Raw genomic sequence first — 18075 nt, 5'->3', positions numbered from 1 at the left:
CCCCGCACACCCTTTCCGGGACGGCCTTCACCGAGCCGGGACCTACGTCGTCCCGGCGTCGGCTGGATTTCATCGGAGGAAGCGGCCTACTCGTCCTCGGCGTGACCACGCCGCCAGTAGCCGCTGAAGTACACCCGCTGCTTGGTGAGGTCCCGCTCCAGCACGAGGGTCGCGCGCACCGCCTGCACGGCGGAGGATTCCCCCGCCACCCACGCGTACGTGCGCGGGTCGACCGGTTCGGCGCGGACCGCGTCAGCGAGCCGGGTTCCCGTGCCCGCCTCGGCGCCGTCGCGGTGCAGCCACGTGACCGACAGGTCGGCCGATGAGTCCACCGGCTGCTCCTCGGCGGCGGACTCGACCTCCACCAGCACCCTGGCGGGCACACCGGCCGGGAGCGACGCGGCGATCCCGCAGATCGCGGGCAGCGCTGTCTCGTCGCCGACCAGCAGGTACCCGCTGGTGTCGGCAGGTGGGTCGAAGCTGCTCAGAAAGCCGTAGAGGCCGATCACGTCGCCTTCACGCGCGGCGGCGGCCCACCGCGAAGCGGGACCGGTGTCGCCGTGGAGCACGAAGTCGATGTCCAGCTCGTGCTGCTCCGGGCGCGCCGCGCGCACCGTGTAGGTCCGCACGATCGGGCGCGAGTGCTCCGGGATGGCCCGCATCGCGTCCCAGAACGGGACCGCGTCCGGCACGACCACCTCGGCGCCCGGCGCGGGCGGCAGCAGCACCTTGCACCGGGGTTCCGGGCCGACCGCGGTGTAGTGCGCCAGGTCCGCGCCGGTCAGGGTGATCCGCACGGTGTGCGGGGTGACCGCCGTGGTCCTGGCGACGGTGAGCCGGTACGGGCGCAGCGACTCGCGTCCGGCCGGGCCTCGGCCCGCCACTCGGGGCGCGGCCACGGTCAGGCGCTCGTCCGGTCGGCGTCCATCCGCTGGGCCAGGCTGCGCGGGCGCATGTCGGTCCAGTTCGCCTCGATGTGGGCGAGCGCGGCGGCGCGGGTGTCCGGGCCGAACACGACCTGCCAGCCCGCCGGGACGTCGACGAACGTCGGCCACAGCGAGTACTGGCCCTCGTCGTTGACGAGGGCGTGGAAGGTGCCGTTCTCGTCGTCGAACGGGTTGGTCGACATCGCGCGCACTCCTCAGGGGGTACCGGGAAACCGTTGGTTAGGCTAACCTAATTCGCCGGTCGGGAAAAGTGCCAGCCGCCCCGGTGCGCCTTCGGTCACACAGGCGTTGATCAGCCGCGACCGAGGAAGTCCAGCAGCAGCGAGTTGACCTCGCCGGGCTGCTCCAAATAGCCGTAATGACCCCCGTCGGCGACCTCGGCGAACCGTGCGCCGGTGATCGCGCCCGCCACCTCGCGGCCCAGGTGCGGCGGGGTGATCACGTCGTCGGAGAAGGCGATGACCAGGGCGGACGCGGTGATCCTCGCGCACAGCCCGAGCACGGCGGGGTCGTCGACGATCGCCATCTGGGCCAGCACGCCCGGCCCGACCGGCTGGGTGGTGAACTCCAGGATGTCGAGCCATTCCCGCGCTTTGCCGTTGTCGAACAACGTGCGCGGAGAAAGGTTCCACAAAGCTGTAGAAGCTGCGTGGTAGCGCGGCGGCAATCGAATGCCCGCGGTCGCCAACTCCAACTCGCCCGCGTCGAAAGCGGCGTGCAGAGCCTCTTGGCGGGCCCTCGTTGCCATCAGCACGAGCCGGTCGACCAACTCAGGCCGAGTAGCAGCAACCTCAACCGCGATGCGCGCGCCGAGGGAGGTGCCTATAAGAGCGATCGTGGAGAGCTCTAGGTGCTCCGCGAGCGCGACGACGTCTGCGGCCATGTCGGCCACAGTGATGCCGTCGGCGCACTCAGAGGTGGGCGCGATACCCCGGTTGTCCACGGTGATCACGCGGTACCCGGCGGCGACAAGAGCGGGCTGCTGGTGCAGGTGCCACACGCGACCGGAGCTGCCAGTACCCATCAGCATCAGGACAGGGTCACCGGTGCCCTTGTCGTGGTAGCTCAAGCTGATGCCGTTGAGGTCGACTACCGGCACTAGACGGCCCTTTCTTCGTGGACGACCCTTCCCCCAGCGAGCCGCACCACGCGCGGCAGCCGCTCGATGGTGGCCTCGCGGTGGGCGATGACGATGAGCGTACGACCGGTGTGCAGGTGGTCCACAGCCCGTTCCAGCCGGGCCGAGGTCTCCGGGTCGATGTCGGCCGTGGCCTCGTCCAGGATCAGCACCGCCGGGTCCACCAGCGAGGCGCGGACCAAGCCGAGGATCTGCCGCTCCCCCGCGGAGAGCCGGTCGCCGCGCCTGCCGACGACGGTGTCGAGACCGTCCGGAAGCGAAGCCACCCACTCGTCGAGGCCCAGTGCGTGCACGGCGTCGACCATGTCCTGGCGTGTTGGTGCCGTCGGCGCCAGAGCGAGGTTGTCTGCGATCGTGCCATCGACCAGATGCACCTGCTGCGGGACGAGGACGAGCTTGCCGCGCAGGTCGGCTTCGTCGAGATCGGCCAAGTCGACGCCGCCGTAGGTGACTTTGCCGCGGTCGGGCGTATAGAGGCCGCTGAGCAGCTTGGCGAGCGTGGTCTTACCGGAGCCTGTTTGGCCTACTAGGCCTGCGCGGTCGCCTTCCGTGAAGGACACGGAGACGTCGTGCAGAACTTCGGCCCCATTAACGTAGGCGTAGCCGAGGTCCGCAGTGGACAGTTCCGCGCGCTCGGGTGCCGGGGTGCTCGCGCCGCTCTTACCTTGCCGCTCGGTCGCCTCTAAGAGGTCGAGCAGCCGCGCAAGGCCTACACGGGCAAGCTGCAACTCGGCCAAGAGCTCGGAGAGGTTAAGAACACCCTCGAACAGGTTCTTAGTGGCCAGCACGAAAACCACGACCGTGCCGACGCTGATCTGATCGGAGGTCACCAACCACACGCCGAGCAGCAGCAACACCGCAGTGGACAAGCCCTCCAGCAGACTCATCGTCTCTAGGCGGTTCTGCACCGCGACCGTGCGGTTGGCCGCCTTGAGCGCTTCGTCGTTGGAACGGCCGAAACGGCGCAGCCGGGCGCGCACCCCACCACCGAGGCGCAGCGTCTCCCCCGCCGCGACGAACTCGGTGAACTGGGCGGCCATGGTCGCCTCCGCGGCGGCCTGGTCACCGAACGCGTCATCGGCCGCGCGGTCGAACCAGCGCAGCACCAGGATCGCCGCGGGCAGGAAGACCGCCAACAGGATCAGGGTCATCAGCCAGGAGTAGGCGAGCAGCACCACAATCGTCATGCTGAGCGTGATCAGGGCGCCGAGCAGGTCCGGCAGGCTGGCCCGGACGAACTGGGCCAACTCGGCGACCTCACCGGTGCTGCGGCGCAGCAGGTCGCCGGTGCGGTGCGCCTCGATGAAGCGCAGCGGCGCCGACGCGAGCCGGTCGACGACCAGTTCCCGCAGGTGCCGCACGACCCGCTCGCCGACCGAGGTCAACTGCAGCTCCGCGGCGGCGAGCAGGACGAGCCTGCACAGCGTCAGTCCGATGAGGACGAACACGGCCAGCCACAGCCCGCCCTTGTCCTTGGCGAGCACCGCGTCCACACCCGAGCCGATGACCGGGGCGATGCCGACCACAGCGGCGGTGGCCGCGGCGGTGGTGAGCAGGGCGGCGGCGATGCGCCAGCGGTGCTGCCGCAGGTGCGGCCAGAAGCGGCGCAGGACGCCCTTGGTCGACGGCGCCTCGGCGAGGGTGCGGATCTCAGCCACCGACGACCTCCATGTCCTCGGTGAGGGTGATCAGGCGGTCCGCGGCGGCGACCACGGCCGGGCGGTGGGTGACGAAGACGATGGCGGTCTCCGGGGACCAGTCGCGCAGCCTGCGCAGGATGGTGCGCTCGGTCTCGGCGTCCACCGCGGAGGTGACGTCGTCGAGCACCAGCACCGGTGGCTTGTCCAGCAGCCCCCTGGCCAGCGCGAGCCGTTGGACCTGCCCGCCGGAGAGGGTCTCGCCGCGCTCGCCCACGACGGTGTCGTACCCGTCGGGGAGGCCGTCGATGAACTCGTCGAGCGCGGCGACATGGCACGCTTCGCGCACGAGGGCCAGGTCGACGTCGCGGTCGAGGGTGATGTTGTCGCGGATCGTGCCCGAGAGCACCACGGGCCGTTGCGGCACAACACCCACCCGGCGCCACACCTGCTCCGGGTCGGCCAACCGCAGATCGATCCCGCCGAAGTGGACGGTGCCGTGGTCCGGGTCGTCCAGCCTGCACAGCAACCGCACCAGCACCGACTTGCCGGAGCCGGTCGGGCCGGTCACCACGACCAACTCCCCCGGCCCGGCGACCAGGTCGACCGGGTCGAGCACGGTGCGGCCGTCGCGCACCGCGCTGACGCCGACCGCGGCGAGCATGCCGGTCTCGGGCAGCGGCCGCGGGTCGGCGGGGGCGGCGACGGCGGGTCGGGCGGCCAGCACCTCGGCGACGCGCGCCGCGGCGACCCTGGCCTGGTTCCGGTTGACCAGCAGGTCGACCAGGACGGTCACCGCGACCGTCATGGTGATCATCCACGAGGTGAAGGCGACCAGGGAGCCGACGCTGATCCGGCCGTCGATGGCGGCCAGCCCGCCGACGGCGAGACCGATCGCCACGGCCAGCCGCAGCAGCGCGGGCGGGGCGGAGACCCACCACGCCGAGATCCGGGCCACGCCGAGGGTGTGCCGGGTGACGTGCGCGCTGACCTCGGTGTGGCGGCGCACCAGCACCTGCTCACCGCCGAGTCCGCGCACCGCGGCACTGGCCGAGAGCAGGTCCTCCACCGCGTCGGCGCGGGTGCCGTGCGCGCCGGAGAGGCGCTCGTTGGCGGTGCGGTAGCGGCCGGGGAACTGGGCGTTGAGCAGGCCGAGCAGCGGCATCGCGACCAGCAGCACGATGAGCAGCACCGGGTCGAGCACGGCCACGGCGGGCACCACGACCAGCACCGTCACCACGACCCGCGACCACCGGGTGAGCCCCTGCACCCAGGCGGTGATCAGCTCGGTGTCCCTGGTGACCCGCATGGCGAGGTCACCGCGGCCGAACGGGGCGATGGCGGCGCGGTCGAGGCCGCCGACGCCTCGGGCGAGGTCGGCGCGCAGCGCGTGCGCGATCCGGTTCGCCGCCAGGTTCGCCCACCACTTCCCCGCGACCGCCGCGACCAGCATGACGGCGGCGACCACGGCGGTGGTGACCGACCAGAACGCGGTGCGACCGGTGTCGCCGGGGGCGATGCCCTCGTCGAGGCCGTGCTGGACGCACCACGGCAGGGCCAGCAGCGCGGCCTGTTGCACCACCGTGGCGGCCAGGCCCGCGCCGAGCACGGCCCGCTCCCTCCGCAGGCCGCTGCGCAGCAGATCCACCCCGGTGTCCTCCCTGTGGCCGCGCGCGAGCAAGGGCGCGCTAAGAAAAGTTAGGTCATCCTTACTTGCCACCCGGCGGGGTGTCAATGTGATGGATCAGCGCCGCCCGGAACGCCACTCGCTGGCCAACAACCAGGCGAGGTAGAGGCCGCCGATGGCCGCGGTGGCCACGCCGACCGGTAGTGCGTTCTGCCCGAAAGCGCGCTGTGACAACACATCCCCGGCCAGCAATAGAGCCGCGCCCATCGCGGCAGCGGGCACTATGGCCACCCCGGCCGAGCCCGCGAGTCGACGTGCGAGTTGTGGCGCGGCGAGTGCGACGAACGCGATAGGTCCCGCGCACGCGGTGGCCACCGCGGTAAGAGCGACACTGATGACGACCAGCGCGAGACGGGTGGGCTCGGTGCGGATGCCAAGCATCGTCGCGGTCTCGTCACCCATCTCCAAGAAGCCCAACCTTCGGCCTAGCACCAATGCGGCCGGTAGGAGGAGCGCGAGCGCTATGGCCACCGGAAGTACCTCTGACCAACCCCGGCCGTTAAGGCTGCCGACAAGCCACACTTGAGCGGCTTGGGCTTGGCGTAGTCCGGCTCTAGTGAGGATGTACGTGTTCAGGGAGCCGAGGACGGCTGTGACACCGATGCCGATAAGGATCAGCCGGTAACCCTGAACGCCTGTCCTATAGGCGAGTCCGTAGACGACGATCGCCGCGACGATGCCACCTGCGATAGAGCCCAAAGCGATCTGGGTGACCCCACCGCCGAAGACGATCAGCACGAGGATGGCACCGGTGGCGGAACCGGTGGAGAAACCGATGATGTCGGGGCTGCCCAACGGGTTGCGGGACAGGCTCTGGAAGATGGCCCCGCTGATCCCCAGCGCCGCGCCGACGATGACGGCGATGCTCACCCTCGGCAGGCGCAGGTCGAAGACGATGTACTTCTGGCCACCGGTGCCCGCGCCGTTGAGCGTGTCGAGCAACTGGGTCAGGGTGAGCGGGAAATCACCGGTGAGCATGCCGAGCACGGCCAGCCCGAAGGTGACCGCGAGCAGGGCGAAGACCACGATGATCGCGCGCGGGTGGGCGCGGGTGGACAGACCGCCGATCCGGACGGGCGTGCCGGTCACCAGGCTCATAGGTGCGCCAACTTCCGGCGCCTGCACAACGCGATGAACACCGGGGCGCCGACGAAGGCGGTGATGATCCCGACCTCCATCTCCCGCGGCGAGATGATCAACCGCCCGACCACGTCCGCGCCGAGCAGCAGCACCGGCCCGATCAGCGCGCACAACGGCAGCACCCGCCGCAGGTCCGGCCCCACCAGCGCCCGCGCCATGTGCGGCACGGTCAGCCCGATGAACGCGATCGGCCCCACCGCGGCGGTCGCGGCCCCGCAGAGCAGGGTGATGGCGGCGGCCGAGCCGACCCGGACGGTGGTCAGGTTCACCCCGAGCGCCCGCCCGGTCTCGTCGCCGAGCGCGATCGCGTTGAGCGGACCCGCCAACCCGGCCGCGATGACCAGGCCCGCGAGGATGAACCAGTGGATCTGCGACACGACATCCATGCCGCGCCCTTCCAGCGACCCGATCTGCCAGAACCGGAACTGCTGGAACGCCGCCGGGTCGAGCACGATCGTCGCCGCCACGAACGCCCCGAGCGTCGCGGTGATGGCCGCACCCGCGAGCACCATCCGCTCCGGGGTCACAGCACGGCCGGTCGACCCGAGCAGGTACACGAGGACAGAGGCGGCGGCGGCACCGAAGAAGGCGAACCAGATGTATCCGCCGACGGTCGAAATGCCGAAGAACGCGATGGCGGCCACCACCGCGGTCGAAGCACCGATGTCGACACCGAGCAAGGCGGGGTCAGCGAGCGGATTGCGGGTCAGCGACTGCATGAGCGCACCCGCCACCCCGAGCGCGACCCCGACGAGCAGGCCCAACAGCGTGCGCGGCACCCGCCGATCCCAAATGATCGTCGCCTCGTCGCCGGTGGGCAGAGCCCCGCTCACCACGTCCCACACGGTCGAGAGCGGGATGGTCCGCGACCCGATGGCCACGCTGGCCAGGCAGACCAGCACCAACCCCACCCCGAGCAAGCCGACCCGCACCGCACCTCCCGCACTAAAGTTAGGCTCACCTTAGCTCGCCCAGGTCAGCCCCCCACTGGCCCCCTCCGGGGCTAACCGCGTCGAAGACGTGAGCGCGCCGACCGAGGGGCCGTTCCTTACCTCAGCGGCGGGTCGAGGAGCTCAACTGGTGGAGGAAGCCGATGTCCGGCCGCCCGAGGCAGGCCATCGTGGTGGACGCGATCCGCAGCACTTCGGACAACACGCTGCCGCACCGCCAGCGGGTCAGTTGGGTACCGGTCACTCCTCTTCGGCGAGGGCGGCGGAGAGGCGGCGGTAGATGTCGTCGAGGGTGGTCAGGTCGGCGTCGGTGAGGGGGGCGAGGAAGGTGCGGCGGACGGTGGCTACGTGGTCTGGGGCGGCGGCGGTGATGGTGGCTCGGCCGTGGGGGGTGAGGCGGACCATGGCGCCTCGGGCGTCTTCGGGGCAGGTTTCTCGGGTTATCAGGCCTCGGGACTCCATGCGGGTGAGGTGGTGGGAGAGCCTGCTGCGCTCCCAGCCGACCGCGGCGGCCAGGTCTCGGGCTCGGACGAGGCCGTCGGCGGACTCGGAGAGGGGGACCAGGAGGGCGTAGTCGGCGAGGGACAGGCCGCTGTCGCGGGTGAGGCGGCGTTCCAGGACGGCCTGGAGGTCGCGGTGCAGGGCCAGGTGGGCCCGCCAGACCCGGGATTCGCGCTCGTCGAGCCACATCCGGAGGGGCCTCCGCTCCCGCGATTTGTTGATGTGTCATCATAAGGCGAATGGAGGCCCGCATGGAACTCGGCATCTACAGCTTCGCCGACCGCCACCCCGACCCGGTCACCGGCGAGCAGGTCTCGGTGGCCGAGGCGCTCGCCAACACCCTCGAACGCATCAGGCTCGCCGACGAGCTCGGCCTGTCGTTCTACGGGCTCGGCGAGCACCACCTCGACACCTACGCCATCTCCAACCCCGGCACCGTGCTCGCCGCCGCGGCCGCGGTCACCGAGCGGATCACGCTCAGCAGCGCGGTGACCGTGCTCAGCACCGAGGACCCGGTCCGGCTCTACCAGCAGTTCACCACGCTCGACCAGCTCAGCCGGGGCCGCGCCGAGCTGCTCGCGGGCCGCGGGTCGTTCACCGAGTCCTTCCCGCTCTTCGGCGCCGACCTGGGCGACTACGACGACCTGTTCGACGAGAAGTTGGCCCTGCTGCTGCACCTGGACCGCGAGGACCCGATCACCTGGTCCGGCCGGTTCCGGCCGCCGCTGGAGGACGCGCACGTCCTGCCGCGGCCCTACGGCGAGCACCTGCGCATCTCCGTCGGCACCGGCGGCAACCCGCAGTCGTCCGTCCGAGCGGGACTGTTGGGTCTACCGGTGGTCTACGCGGTCATCGGCGGTCAGCCGGAACGGTTCGCCCCACTCGTGGACCTCTATAGGCGCGCGGGCGAGAGCACCGGCCAAACCGGACTGCACGTGACGATGGGCGCCATTGGCTTCATCTCAAAGAAGTCGCAAGAGGCCAAGGACACGTTCTACCCGTACTGGTTGGAGACCATGAAGTACGGCGCCCGCTCCCGCGGCTGGAGCGTTCCGTCCCGCGCCGACTACGACGCCTACGCGCACAACGCCCAGGCGTTGTTCGCGGGCAGCCCGGCCGAGATCGCCGACCGCATGATCAGCGTCGGCAAGCTGGTCGGCGCCGACCGCTACGCGATGCAGATGGACTGGTCCGGCGTGCCGCACAAGCAGGTCATGGCCGCCATCGAGTTGCTGGGCACCGAGGTGCTCCCGCAGGTCCGCGCGGAGTTCGGCGGCTAGAGCGACCAGCGCGGCTAGTGGGTCCGGCGCGGCTAGTGCGTCCGGCGCGGCCAGGCCCAGGCGGAGCGCAGGACGAAGGCCAGGATCAGCAACTCGAGTCCGATGGAGAAACCGTAGAAGTAGCCGTAGCTCCACGGCTCGCCCGCCACGTTGTACACCGTGACGGGGATGTAGAGCACCGCCACGACGAGGTTGGTGACGCGGTTGGCCCTGGCGGGCAGCACCGTGGACAGCAGGATCATCACGGCCGGGATGGACATGAGCGTGATCGAGAGGCCGACGAAGGTGGGCCCGGTGTCGAAGTCGTGGACGGAGCCGCCCCGGATCTCGTCGATGAAGCCGGGCTTGTACAGGGCGAGGTAGTCGACGTAGATGTAGAGGGACATGAGGCTGGCCCACGCCGCCGCGAGCTTGGTCCGCACGGACACGCGCTGGTCTTCCAGCGCGCCCGGCGACGACGACGGGTTCTCCAGTGCGGTGGGGGATTGAGACGTCCTCATCACGGTGCTCCCTGACTCGATCGGGTGGATGCTCCAACTCTCACGGATGGCCGCGGCGGATACATCCGCCGCGGAGCCTGATTCGACCTGGCCATTGGCACAGCCGGGCTCTTGTACTTTCGACGGATACGCCGACCGCGCGGGCCGCTTAGGCTGACCAGATGGCCACCAACGCACTCCGCTCGCTGTGGGCCGAACCCCGTCCCGCGCACGCCCCGCAGCGGAGGCCGCAGGACTGGGCCTTGGTCGCGGTACTGGTCTGCTGGTCCCTGGTGGAAGTGGTGCTTCGCGAGGGTCTGGCGCCACGCCCGCTGCTGCTGCTCGTGGTGCTGGCGGTCCTCGGCCCCCTGCCGTGGCGACGTACGCACCCGCTCGCCGCTGTCGCGGTCGCGTTCAGCACGTTGACCGTCGTCGACCTCGTCAGGCTTTTCACCGGGTCGCAGGGCACCCTGCTGAACAGCACCTCCGCGACGCTGGTCCTGACCTACGCCCTGTTCCGGTGGGGCTCCGGCCGCGAAGCGGCGAGCGGCTTCGGCTTCATCCTGCTGTGGCTGGCCATCACCTTCGTCGCCGACCCGACCAGCCTGGAGGACACGGTCGCGGGGTACGCGTTCTTCCTGTTCGCCGCCGCGCTCGGCGCCGCGGTCCGCTACGGCACGAAGATCCGCGTCCGCGACATCGACCAGGCCAAGGCCCGCGAGCGCGAACAGCTCGCCCGCGAACTGCACGACACCGTCGCCCACCACGTCTCGGGCATCACCATCCAGGCCCAAGCGGGGCGTGCCGTCGCGGCCACCCACCCCGAGCGGGCCGTCGAGGCCCTGGCCACCATCGAGGACGCGGCGACCCGCACCCTCGCCGAGATGCGCGCCATCGTGGGCGTGCTCCGCGCCGCGCAGGACACCGAGTTCGCGCCGCAGCCCGGCGTCGCCGAGGTCGAGCGGCTCGCCACCGGAGGCCAGACGCGTCCCCGCGTGGACGTGACGCTGCGCGGCGAGTTCGACGACCTCAGCCCGGCGGTCGGGGCCGCGGTCTACCGCCTGGTCCAGGAGTCCATCACCAACGCCCGGCGGCACGCCCGGCACGCGACCCGGGTCACCGTCGCCGTCACGGGTGATGCCGACCGGGTGCGGCTGACCGTCGACGACGACGGCTCCGCCGCAGGTGGGCGCTCCCCAGCGGGTTACGGCCTGGTGGGCATGCGGGAGCGCGCCGCGCTGCTCGGCGGCACCTTCCACGCGGGCCCCGCCGCCGAGCGGGGCTGGCGGGTGGAGGCGGTCCTGCCCCGAACCGGGACGCCCCGATGAGCATCAGGGTCCTCATCGCCGACGACCAGCCCATCGTGCGCACCGGGCTGGCCATGCTGCTCGACGCCCAACCCGACATCGACGTGGTCGGCGCGGCCGCCGACGGGCGCGAGGCCGTCCGCCTGGCGCTGGACCTGCGCCCCGACGTCGGCCTGTTCGACATCCGGATGCCGCTGATGAACGGCATCGAGGCCACCCGGCGGCTCGCGGGTCCCGATGTCGCCGATCCCCTGCCGATCGTGGTCATCACGACCTTCGACCTCGACGAGTACGTCCACGGGGCGCTCAAAGCGGGTGCCCGCGGGTTCCTGCTCAAGGACGCCGGACCCGCCTTGCTGACCCAGGCCATCCACGCCGCCGCCGACGGCGAGGCGCTGATCGCGCCCAGCGTGACCGTCCGGCTGCTCGCGGCGTTCGCCCACGAACGACCCTCCTCGCCGAGGCAGCCGGTAGAGCCGCTCACTGCCCGCGAGGAGGAAGTCCTCGTGCCGGTGGCGCAGGGCCGCACCAACACCGAGATCGCGGGCGAGCTCCACATCACCCCGAGCACCGTCAAAGCCCACCTGGCCAACCTCATGCGCAAGCTCGGCGCCCGCAACCGCGTCGAGGTCGCCATGTGGGCCTACGAGACCGGCCGCGTCTGAAGGCCCCGACGGGCGGTCAGGGTTCGATCATGGTGACGCCGTTGCCCGGGGTGTTGCCCATGGCCGTCAGCGCGGACGGCGCGTCGTCCAGCGGGATCGTGCGGGTGATGAGCAGGTCGGGGCGGAGGATGCCGGTGGACACCATGGACATCATCTCCGGGTACGCGTGGGCGGGCATGCCGTGGCTGCCGAGCAACTCGAGTTCGTAGGCGATCACCCGCGCCATGGGTACCGGCGGGTCCTTGGGCAACAGGCCCACCTGCACGTGCCTTCCGCGTCTGCGTAGGCAGGTGATCGACGCCGCGCACGTGGCTGGGCTACCTAGGGCGTCCAGTGACAGGTGTGCCCCGCCGCCGGTGGCGTCCACGATCGCCGACGGTATGTCTACGGTTGTCACCGGGTTGAGGCAGGACACCGCGCCCAGCGATGCCGCCATCTCCAACGCCGCGAACGAGATGTCGACCGCGAGCACCCTGGCTCCGGCAGCGACCGCCACAGCGACCGCGGAGAGCCCAACGCCGCCGCACCCGTGCACGGCGACCCACTCCCCCGGTGCCACCCGGCCCTGCGCGATCACTGCGCGAAAAGCCGTCGCGACGCGGCAACCGAGTCCCGCCGCGGTCGCGAACGGCATGTCCTCGGACAGCCCGATCAGGTTCACCTCGGCGTCCTCGACCGCGACGTAGTCGGCGAACGATCCCCAATGGGTGAAGCCGGGCTGGGTCTGCCGTTCGCACACCTGCTGGTCGCCCGCCGCGCAGGACGGGCACCGCCCGCACGCGCAGACGAACGGCACGGTCACCCGGTCGCCCTCGCGCCACCGGCTCACCCCCGCGCCCACCGCGGCGACCGTGCCCGCGAGCTCGTGCCCCGGCACGTGCGGCAACCGGATGTCCGGGTCGTGCCCGATCCAGCCGTGCCAGTCGCTGCGGCACAGGCCGGTCGCCGCGACGCTGATGACGACCCCGCGCGGGGACGGGGTGGGGTCGGGAACCGTCTCGACCCAGGGGTCCTCGCCGAACTGCTCGAACACCACGGCACGCACCGACCGTCTCCCTCCCACGCGCGGACCCGTCCAGCATTCGGGGACGGGCCGCGCACGGTCAAGGGCGGCAAGCCGAAGGTCGGTACGCCGGGTGTCGGCAGCCCAGACCCGAGAAGCGAGCCCGAGTCAGCACTACCGGCGCGGCAGGACCGCCTCGATGGCGTCGGCGACCCGCTGGTGGCCCGCCGCGTTGGGGTGGATCAGCGCCCAGCCACCGGAGCGGTCCACGATGCCCTCCACCCAGTTGGCCCCGTCGGGCCTGCACACGTCGTGCCCCAACGTGGCGGCGTAGGTGTCCACGTACACCGCGTTGTGCACCGCGGCCTGCTGCGCGATCACCTGGTTGAGCCGTTCCAGCACGTCCGAGCGCAGCCACCGCAGGTCCGGGTAGGTGGCGGTGGCGAAGTTGCGCAGCGCCCGCGGGTCGGTCCCGTACGCGCAGGTGTTGACGTCCTCGGGGATGATCGACGGGTAGCCGACGGCGACCACGGTGGCGTTGGGCGCCACCGCGCGGATCATCTCGATCAGGTCGCCGTACTCCTGGCTGACGGTGGTGAGCCGCTCGGTGACGGTGGGCACGCCGTCACCGCCGGAGGTGAAGTAGTCGGTGCAGGGGTGGTCGAGGTCCTTGTCCGAGATGCTGCCCAACTGCAGACACGCGTAGACCAACTCCGCGAACCCGAAGGTGTTGCCGCCGACGCCGATCGTCACCAGGTTCGCGCTCTCGGGGATGGCGGAGATCTGCGGTGGCACCAGGGGGAACGGGTAGTCGGGGTCGAACACGTCGAAGAACGGCAGGTTGTACCCGGTGGGTTCCTGCGACTGGTCGTACAGGTTCGCGATGGTCGCGCCCGCGCAGGTGACGTTGGTGAGGTCGTACTGCTGCGCCAGCCGCTCGCGCAGCACTTCCGGGTAGGAACCCGCTGTCCTGCCGCAGCCGTCGCGCCCACCCGGCACGGGCAGCTCCACCCCGGCGGCGGGAATCGCGCCCGCGGCGTAGGAATCCCCCAGCGCGACCCATTGCAGCGGCGCGGCGGGGGCCGCCTGCGAGGGCAGGGCTGGCACGCTCGCGGCCAGGGTCACGGCGAGCACGGCGGCGATTCTGGCGTGGGCACGCGTCATCGGACTGCTCCTCGGGGAGGTGGCACCGCGGATCCAGGCGGCACCCCGAGTCGTACCGTCCACAGAGGGCGGACGCCAGCAGCCTCACCCACCCCGGTGACGGTGACCGCGGGCGTGGGGCGGCCTGGGCATAAGCCGCCCCACGGCCGTGACTCGCACCCAGGACCGGCACCACGGGAACCGGTCGGGCGAACACGGTCAGGCGGGCGATCGCGGGCCACGCTAGAAGAAACACCACCGGTGCAGGTACCCCCGAATGGCGTCAAGCGGTCCCGATCGCGCCCCGGCCCCGGAAAACACCCCGGGAGCCGGGGCGCACCCCCAGCGCGGATCGGTCTTCTGGTCAGCGCTCCACAGTGGACGTGAAGCGGCGGCGGTATTCCGCGGGACCCACCTGCAGCGCGCGCAGGAACGCGCGGCGCATCGCCTCCGGCGTGCCGTAGCCGCAGGCGCGGGCGCCCCTGGCGACGCTGTCGTCGGTGTCCTCCAGCAGCAGCCTGGCCGCCTGCAGCCGGACCTGGTCGACGTAGCGGCCGGGCGCCACCCCCACCTCCCGGGTGAACGCCCGGGTGAAGTGGCGCGGGGAGAGCCTGGCGTGCCTGGCCAGCGCGGCCACCGACAGGTCGGCCTCGGGGTGCTCGGTGATCCAGCGCTGCACGTCGCGCAACGGCTCGCGGTGGGCGAGTTGCGCCGACATCTGGGCGCTGAACTGGGCCTGGTTGCCCGGTCGGCGCAGGAACACCACCAGGTGCCTGGCGACCATGAGCGCCACCTCGCGCCCGAGGTCGTCCTCCACCAGCGCCAGCGCCAGGTCGATGCCCGCGGTCACCCCGGCCGAGGTGGCGATGTGGCCGTCGCGCACGAAGATCGGCTCCGCGACCACCGTGACGTCCGGGTGCAGTTCGGCCAGGTCCGCGCAGTAGGCCCAGTGCGTGGTGGCCCGGCGCCCGGCGAGGAGCCCGGCCTCGGCGAGCACGAAAGCCCCGGTGCACACCGACACCAGCCGACCGGCGCGGGATCCGGCGGTCCGCAGCCACGACACCAGTGACAGGTCGAGCTCACCCGGCACGCAGCCGCCGGGGGCCAGCAGGGTGTCCGGCGCGGGCGCGCCGTCGAGGTCGATGTCGGGGGTCAGCCGCAGCCGCGAGGAGGTCCGCACGGTCACCGCGCCCAGGCTGCCGGTGCTGATCGCGTACGCCGGGGCCCTGCCGCGCTCGGCGAGCACGCCGTTGGCCGAGGCGAACACCTCGGCCGGGCCGACCACGTCGAGGCCCTTGACGCCGTCGTAGAGCATCAGCTGGACGTTGTGCACGTGATCCATCGTGTTCGGTGCCCGGCGAAGTCGTCAACGACGGGTGTCCCACCTTTCGCGCCACGGGCGTCACCACACCCATTGACGCATCCACAGTGGACGGTCGCGGCCCTGGCCGACCTGGCGCAGCTCGGTGGGGTCGAACAGCACCGGCTCCTGCTCGGCGTGCACCAGCAGGACCTCGTGGTAGACCTCGCGGTCGGACAGGATCCAGTCGTGCGGGCACCCCGCCGCGCGCCACCTCGCCCGCCACAGCGCCGTCTCCTCCACCGCGGCCCGCTCGACCAGTTGGACCCGTTCGACGCGCAGCCCGCGCGCGGTGAGCACCATGCCCGCGACGCAGGCGAGCACGCCGCAGTCCAGGTGCGCTGCGCCCGGCACGTCGCACCAGGCGAACGGCCAGCGGCTGGGCCCCCAGCGGAAGTAGCGGAACAGCCAGCCCAGCCCGAACGTGGTGGTGTCCCACTCGCGGGCCGGGGTCGCCTCGGCGCGGTCGTGGGCCAGCAGCCAGGACCTGGTGTCGGCGCAGGCGACGCAGTCCGGGTGCTCGGTCAGGGTGGACGGCGGTTGGTCGGGCACCTTCGCCCGCGGCGGGTGGCCTGGTCGGGTCATCTCACACTCCGAACCGGTAGCTCATGCTGGCGTCGTAGGCGCCCGCGTCGAGGAACAGCAGGTGGTCGCCCGGGGCGATGCCCTCGGGCAGGGTGATTCCGGCGCGCGGCCGGTCGTGCTCCATGCACAGCCGACCGAGGACCGACTCGTCCCCGGCGGGCAACCTGCGCCAACCGGCTCCGGGGGCCCGCCACAGCACCGGGTGCGGGTGCGACACCCAGTCGGGCAGTTCGGCGATCGAGGCGTCGACCACCGCGGCGCGCCCGTGCGTGCCGTCGCGGACGTCGAGCACGGTGGTGAACACCGCCATCGCCCGCTCGACCAGGTACTTGCCCGGTTCGAACAGCACCTGGTCCAGCGAGCCGAGTTCGCGCACCGCCACCCGGCTCGCCCTGGTCAGCTGGCTGCCCAGCTCCGCGCGCGAGAGGCCGGGTGGCCAGCCGCCGCCGAGGTCGACGCAGCGGGCTCGGACGTCGACGCGGGCGAGCAGATCGGCGGCGACGGTGATCGCCGCGGTGTACTCGCGCAGCCAGGCGCGCAGCCCGATCTGGCTGGCGGCGTGGTGGAACTGGAGCCCGATGCGGCCGAGGGGGGCGGCGCGCAGCACCTCGGCGACGCGCCGGTAGGCGCGCGGGCAGGTGAGGTCGACGCCGAAGCGGGAGGCGACCGTGGGCGGGGCCAGACGAAGACCGACCACGTCGGCGTACACCGCGCCCTGGGCGAGCAGGTCGACGGTGCGCTCCAGGTCGGTGACCGAGTCGCAGAACACCGCGCCGAACTTGACCGGGCCGCCGTCGAAGCGCCACCACTTCGCCGGGCCGCCGAGCACCACCCGGTCGCCGGGGAACCCGGCCTCGGCGCAGCGGCGGGCCTCGGCCTGCGAGATCGCCTCGACCAGCGCGCCCCGGCGCAGCACCGCGTCGAGCACCCTGGGGTCCGGGTTGGTCTTGACCGAGTAGGCGAACCGGGTCGGCACGCCGGTGGCGTCCTCGACGTCGCGGCACACCGCGGCGAGCCGGTCGAGGCCCCGGTCGAGCACCCCGCCGAACAGGACCCTGGCTGGCGACTCGTACGGGTCGACCACCAGCGCGGCGGCGATGTCGGCGGCGCGGACCGGGTCGACGGGGGTGGGTCTCGGCCGCGGTCGGGCCGGGGTGAGCCTGCGGGAGAGCACCGGCATGCCGGACGGGTGCTTGCCGAGCGCGGCGGGTTCCGAGGCGACGACGCGGTGGGCCAGCGGGACGGCACCGGTGGCGTGCGGGCCCGCCGGGATCTCCTCGACGACCCGGACGAACCCGGTGGAGTGCGCCTTCTCCCGTTCGCCGCGGGGGATGCCGGTCGCGGCGGCGACGAGCCGGGCGGGCAGGTTGACCCCGGCCAGGGTGGCGCCGTGGATCCAGGCCGGGAACCTCGGGTTGACCTCCAGCAGGTAGGGGATCCCGGTGTCGGTCTCGCGGACGAACTCGACCTCACCGCCGCCGGTCCACCTGGTCACCCGGACGAGGTCGATCAACCGGGCGCGGGTGGCGTGGTCGAGGTGGTCGACCGCGCCCGCCCAGGTCTTGCCCTCGCTGGTGACCATCGTCTTGCGCATCGCGCAGGCGCCGAGCAGCTCACCGTCGAGCGCGGCGAACACCACCGACTCCTCGGTGCCCGCGACGTGCCGTTGCAGCAGGCACTCCGCGCCCCAGGTGGCGCGCACCCGCTCGAGCGCGGCGGCCAACTCGGCGCGGGTGGTGGCGGCGACGGCCTCGTAGCGCGGTCCCTTGACCCAGATCCGCCACCCGTGCCTGGCGGCGAAGTCCGCGGCGTCCTCGACGCCCTCGGCGAAGCGGTGCTCCGGCACCGCGAGGCCCAGCAGCGACGCGGCGGTCTCCCCCGGCTTGGCGACCACGTCGAACGCGGCGGCGGGCGGCAGCAGCAGCGCCGGGTGGCCGGGGACGCGCTCGGCGAGCAGCGCGGCCTCCAGGTCCAGCCCCGGCAGGAAGACCGCGCCGGTCGACTCCACGATCGACACCAGGCCCGTGCACAGCGCGCCGAGGTCGGCGGTGTGCCAGCCGGGGCGGATGTGCGTGCGGTCGAACTCCGAGGCGCTGAGCCCGGTCGAGCGCGGCGAGTAGTCCAGCGCCTCCAGCCGCAGCCGGGGCCAGGCCAGCCGCAGCGACCTGGCCAGGCCGAGGCCGGGTGAGGGGTTGGGGCCGGAGTGCACGCCGGACAGCACGACGGTGGGGGTGGTCGACACCGGTGTCCCCT

The 18075-nt window shown here is 72.0% G+C and carries 18 protein-coding genes; 3 read left to right on the top strand and 15 right to left on the bottom strand.

Going from position 1 to position 18075, the window contains the following annotated elements; all coding sequences use genetic code 11:
* Positions 1–86 precede the first annotated feature (86 nt).
* The 9 genes from JOD54_RS16565 to JOD54_RS35055 all read right to left on the bottom strand — a co-directional run bounded on the left by JOD54_RS16565 (position 87) and on the right by JOD54_RS35055 (position 8189).
* Positions 87–899 (bottom strand): siderophore-interacting protein, encoded by an 813-nt coding sequence (locus JOD54_RS16565; RefSeq protein WP_204451392.1) that lies wholly within the window; start codon positions 897–899, stop codon positions 87–89.
* Between the two features lie 2 nt (positions 900–901).
* Positions 902–1129: an MbtH family protein gene (locus JOD54_RS16560; protein ID WP_204451391.1), complete on the bottom strand. Its 228-nt coding sequence runs from the start codon at positions 1127–1129 to the stop codon at positions 902–904.
* Positions 1130–1239: 110 nt separating this feature from the next.
* The gene (locus JOD54_RS16555; protein WP_204451390.1) at positions 1240–2046 is read right to left on the bottom strand and encodes an alpha/beta fold hydrolase; all 807 of its coding nucleotides are present in this window, start codon (positions 2044–2046) and stop codon (positions 1240–1242) included.
* Entirely contained in the window at positions 2046–3743 is a 1698-nt protein-coding gene (locus tag JOD54_RS16550) for an ABC transporter ATP-binding protein (RefSeq protein ID WP_204451389.1), read from the bottom strand. The genes JOD54_RS16555 and JOD54_RS16550 overlap by 1 nt, the downstream gene beginning before the upstream one ends.
* Complete coding sequence (locus tag JOD54_RS16545; protein ID WP_204451388.1) at positions 3736–5370, bottom strand: ABC transporter ATP-binding protein; 1635 nt, start codon at positions 5368–5370, stop codon at positions 3736–3738. Before JOD54_RS16545 ends, JOD54_RS16550 begins: the two co-directional genes overlap by 8 nt.
* A gap of 96 nt (positions 5371–5466) precedes the next feature.
* On the bottom strand, positions 5467–6507 hold the full coding sequence (locus JOD54_RS16540; RefSeq protein ID WP_204451387.1) for a FecCD family ABC transporter permease: 1041 nt from the start codon (positions 6505–6507) through the stop codon (positions 5467–5469).
* Positions 6504–7481 (bottom strand): FecCD family ABC transporter permease, encoded by a 978-nt coding sequence (locus JOD54_RS16535; RefSeq protein ID WP_204451386.1) that lies wholly within the window; start codon positions 7479–7481, stop codon positions 6504–6506. Before JOD54_RS16535 ends, JOD54_RS16540 begins: the two co-directional genes overlap by 4 nt.
* Before the next feature lie 121 nt (positions 7482–7602).
* The gene (locus JOD54_RS16530; RefSeq protein WP_204451385.1) at positions 7603–7743 is read right to left on the bottom strand and encodes a hypothetical protein; all 141 of its coding nucleotides are present in this window, start codon (positions 7741–7743) and stop codon (positions 7603–7605) included.
* Entirely contained in the window at positions 7740–8189 is a 450-nt protein-coding gene (locus tag JOD54_RS35055) for a MarR family winged helix-turn-helix transcriptional regulator (protein WP_204451384.1), read from the bottom strand. The genes JOD54_RS16530 and JOD54_RS35055 overlap by 4 nt, the downstream gene beginning before the upstream one ends.
* A 62-nt stretch (positions 8190–8251) precedes the next feature.
* Here JOD54_RS35055 and JOD54_RS16520 point away from each other — a divergent pair, with 62 nt between their 5' ends.
* Entirely contained in the window at positions 8252–9280 is a 1029-nt protein-coding gene (locus JOD54_RS16520; RefSeq protein WP_204456320.1) for an LLM class flavin-dependent oxidoreductase, read from the top strand.
* A gap of 32 nt (positions 9281–9312) precedes the next feature.
* Here JOD54_RS16520 and JOD54_RS16515 read toward each other — a convergent pair whose 3' ends face one another.
* Complete coding sequence (locus JOD54_RS16515; protein ID WP_204451383.1) at positions 9313–9780, bottom strand: DUF6326 family protein; 468 nt, start codon at positions 9778–9780, stop codon at positions 9313–9315.
* Positions 9781–9941: 161 nt separating this feature from the next.
* Between JOD54_RS16515 and JOD54_RS16510 the strand changes: the two genes are divergently transcribed.
* Positions 9942–11087: a sensor histidine kinase gene (locus JOD54_RS16510; RefSeq protein WP_204451382.1), complete on the top strand. Its 1146-nt coding sequence runs from the start codon at positions 9942–9944 to the stop codon at positions 11085–11087.
* A complete protein-coding gene (locus tag JOD54_RS16505; protein ID WP_204451381.1) occupies positions 11084–11731 on the top strand; it encodes a response regulator in 648 nt (215 codons plus the stop codon). The genes JOD54_RS16510 and JOD54_RS16505 overlap by 4 nt, the downstream gene beginning before the upstream one ends.
* A 16-nt stretch (positions 11732–11747) precedes the next feature.
* Here the strand turns inward: JOD54_RS16505 and JOD54_RS16500 are convergent, their stop codons facing one another.
* The 5 genes from JOD54_RS16500 to JOD54_RS16480 form a co-directional block, all read right to left on the bottom strand.
* Entirely contained in the window at positions 11748–12776 is a 1029-nt protein-coding gene (locus JOD54_RS16500) for a zinc-dependent alcohol dehydrogenase family protein (RefSeq protein ID WP_204451380.1), read from the bottom strand.
* Between the two features lie 132 nt (positions 12777–12908).
* A complete protein-coding gene (locus tag JOD54_RS16495; protein ID WP_204451379.1) occupies positions 12909–13898 on the bottom strand; it encodes an SGNH/GDSL hydrolase family protein in 990 nt (329 codons plus the stop codon).
* A gap of 343 nt (positions 13899–14241) precedes the next feature.
* Positions 14242–15210: a GlxA family transcriptional regulator gene (locus JOD54_RS16490; RefSeq protein ID WP_307860109.1), complete on the bottom strand. Its 969-nt coding sequence runs from the start codon at positions 15208–15210 to the stop codon at positions 14242–14244.
* Between the two features lie 69 nt (positions 15211–15279).
* On the bottom strand, positions 15280–15822 hold the full coding sequence (locus tag JOD54_RS16485; RefSeq protein ID WP_204451377.1) for a hypothetical protein: 543 nt from the start codon (positions 15820–15822) through the stop codon (positions 15280–15282).
* Between the two features lies 1 nt (position 15823).
* The gene (locus JOD54_RS16480; protein ID WP_204451376.1) at positions 15824–18064 is read right to left on the bottom strand and encodes an ATP-grasp domain-containing protein; all 2241 of its coding nucleotides are present in this window, start codon (positions 18062–18064) and stop codon (positions 15824–15826) included.
* Between the last annotated feature and the right edge of the window lie 11 nt (positions 18065–18075).

Origin of the sequence: Actinokineospora baliensis (assembly GCF_016907695.1) — a bacterium.
Lineage (GTDB): Bacteria > Actinomycetota > Actinomycetes > Mycobacteriales > Pseudonocardiaceae > Actinokineospora > Actinokineospora baliensis.
This window is presented reverse-complemented; position numbering and strand designations above follow the sequence as displayed.

Bases quoted from the DNA above. Each gene is read 5' to 3' on its own strand.
- JOD54_RS16510 (WP_204451382.1), top strand. From the start codon at position 9,942: ATGGCCACCAACGCACTCCGCTCGCTGTGGGCCGAACCCCGTCCCGCG.
- JOD54_RS16520 (WP_204456320.1), top strand. From the start codon at position 8,252: ATGGAACTCGGCATCTACAGCTTCGCCGACCGCCACCCCGACCCGGTC.
- JOD54_RS16515 (WP_204451383.1), bottom strand. From the start codon at position 9,780: ATGAGGACGTCTCAATCCCCCACCGCACTGGAGAACCCGTCGTCGTCG.
- JOD54_RS16495 (WP_204451379.1), bottom strand. From the start codon at position 13,898: ATGACGCGTGCCCACGCCAGAATCGCCGCCGTGCTCGCCGTGACCCTG.
- JOD54_RS35055 (WP_204451384.1), bottom strand. From the start codon at position 8,189: ATGTGGCTCGACGAGCGCGAATCCCGGGTCTGGCGGGCCCACCTGGCC.
- JOD54_RS16485 (WP_204451377.1), bottom strand. From the start codon at position 15,822: ATGACCCGACCAGGCCACCCGCCGCGGGCGAAGGTGCCCGACCAACCG.
- JOD54_RS16560 (WP_204451391.1), bottom strand. From the start codon at position 1,129: ATGTCGACCAACCCGTTCGACGACGAGAACGGCACCTTCCACGCCCTC.
- JOD54_RS16540 (WP_204451387.1), bottom strand. From the start codon at position 6,507: ATGAGCCTGGTGACCGGCACGCCCGTCCGGATCGGCGGTCTGTCCACC.
- JOD54_RS16505 (WP_204451381.1), top strand. From the start codon at position 11,084: ATGAGCATCAGGGTCCTCATCGCCGACGACCAGCCCATCGTGCGCACC.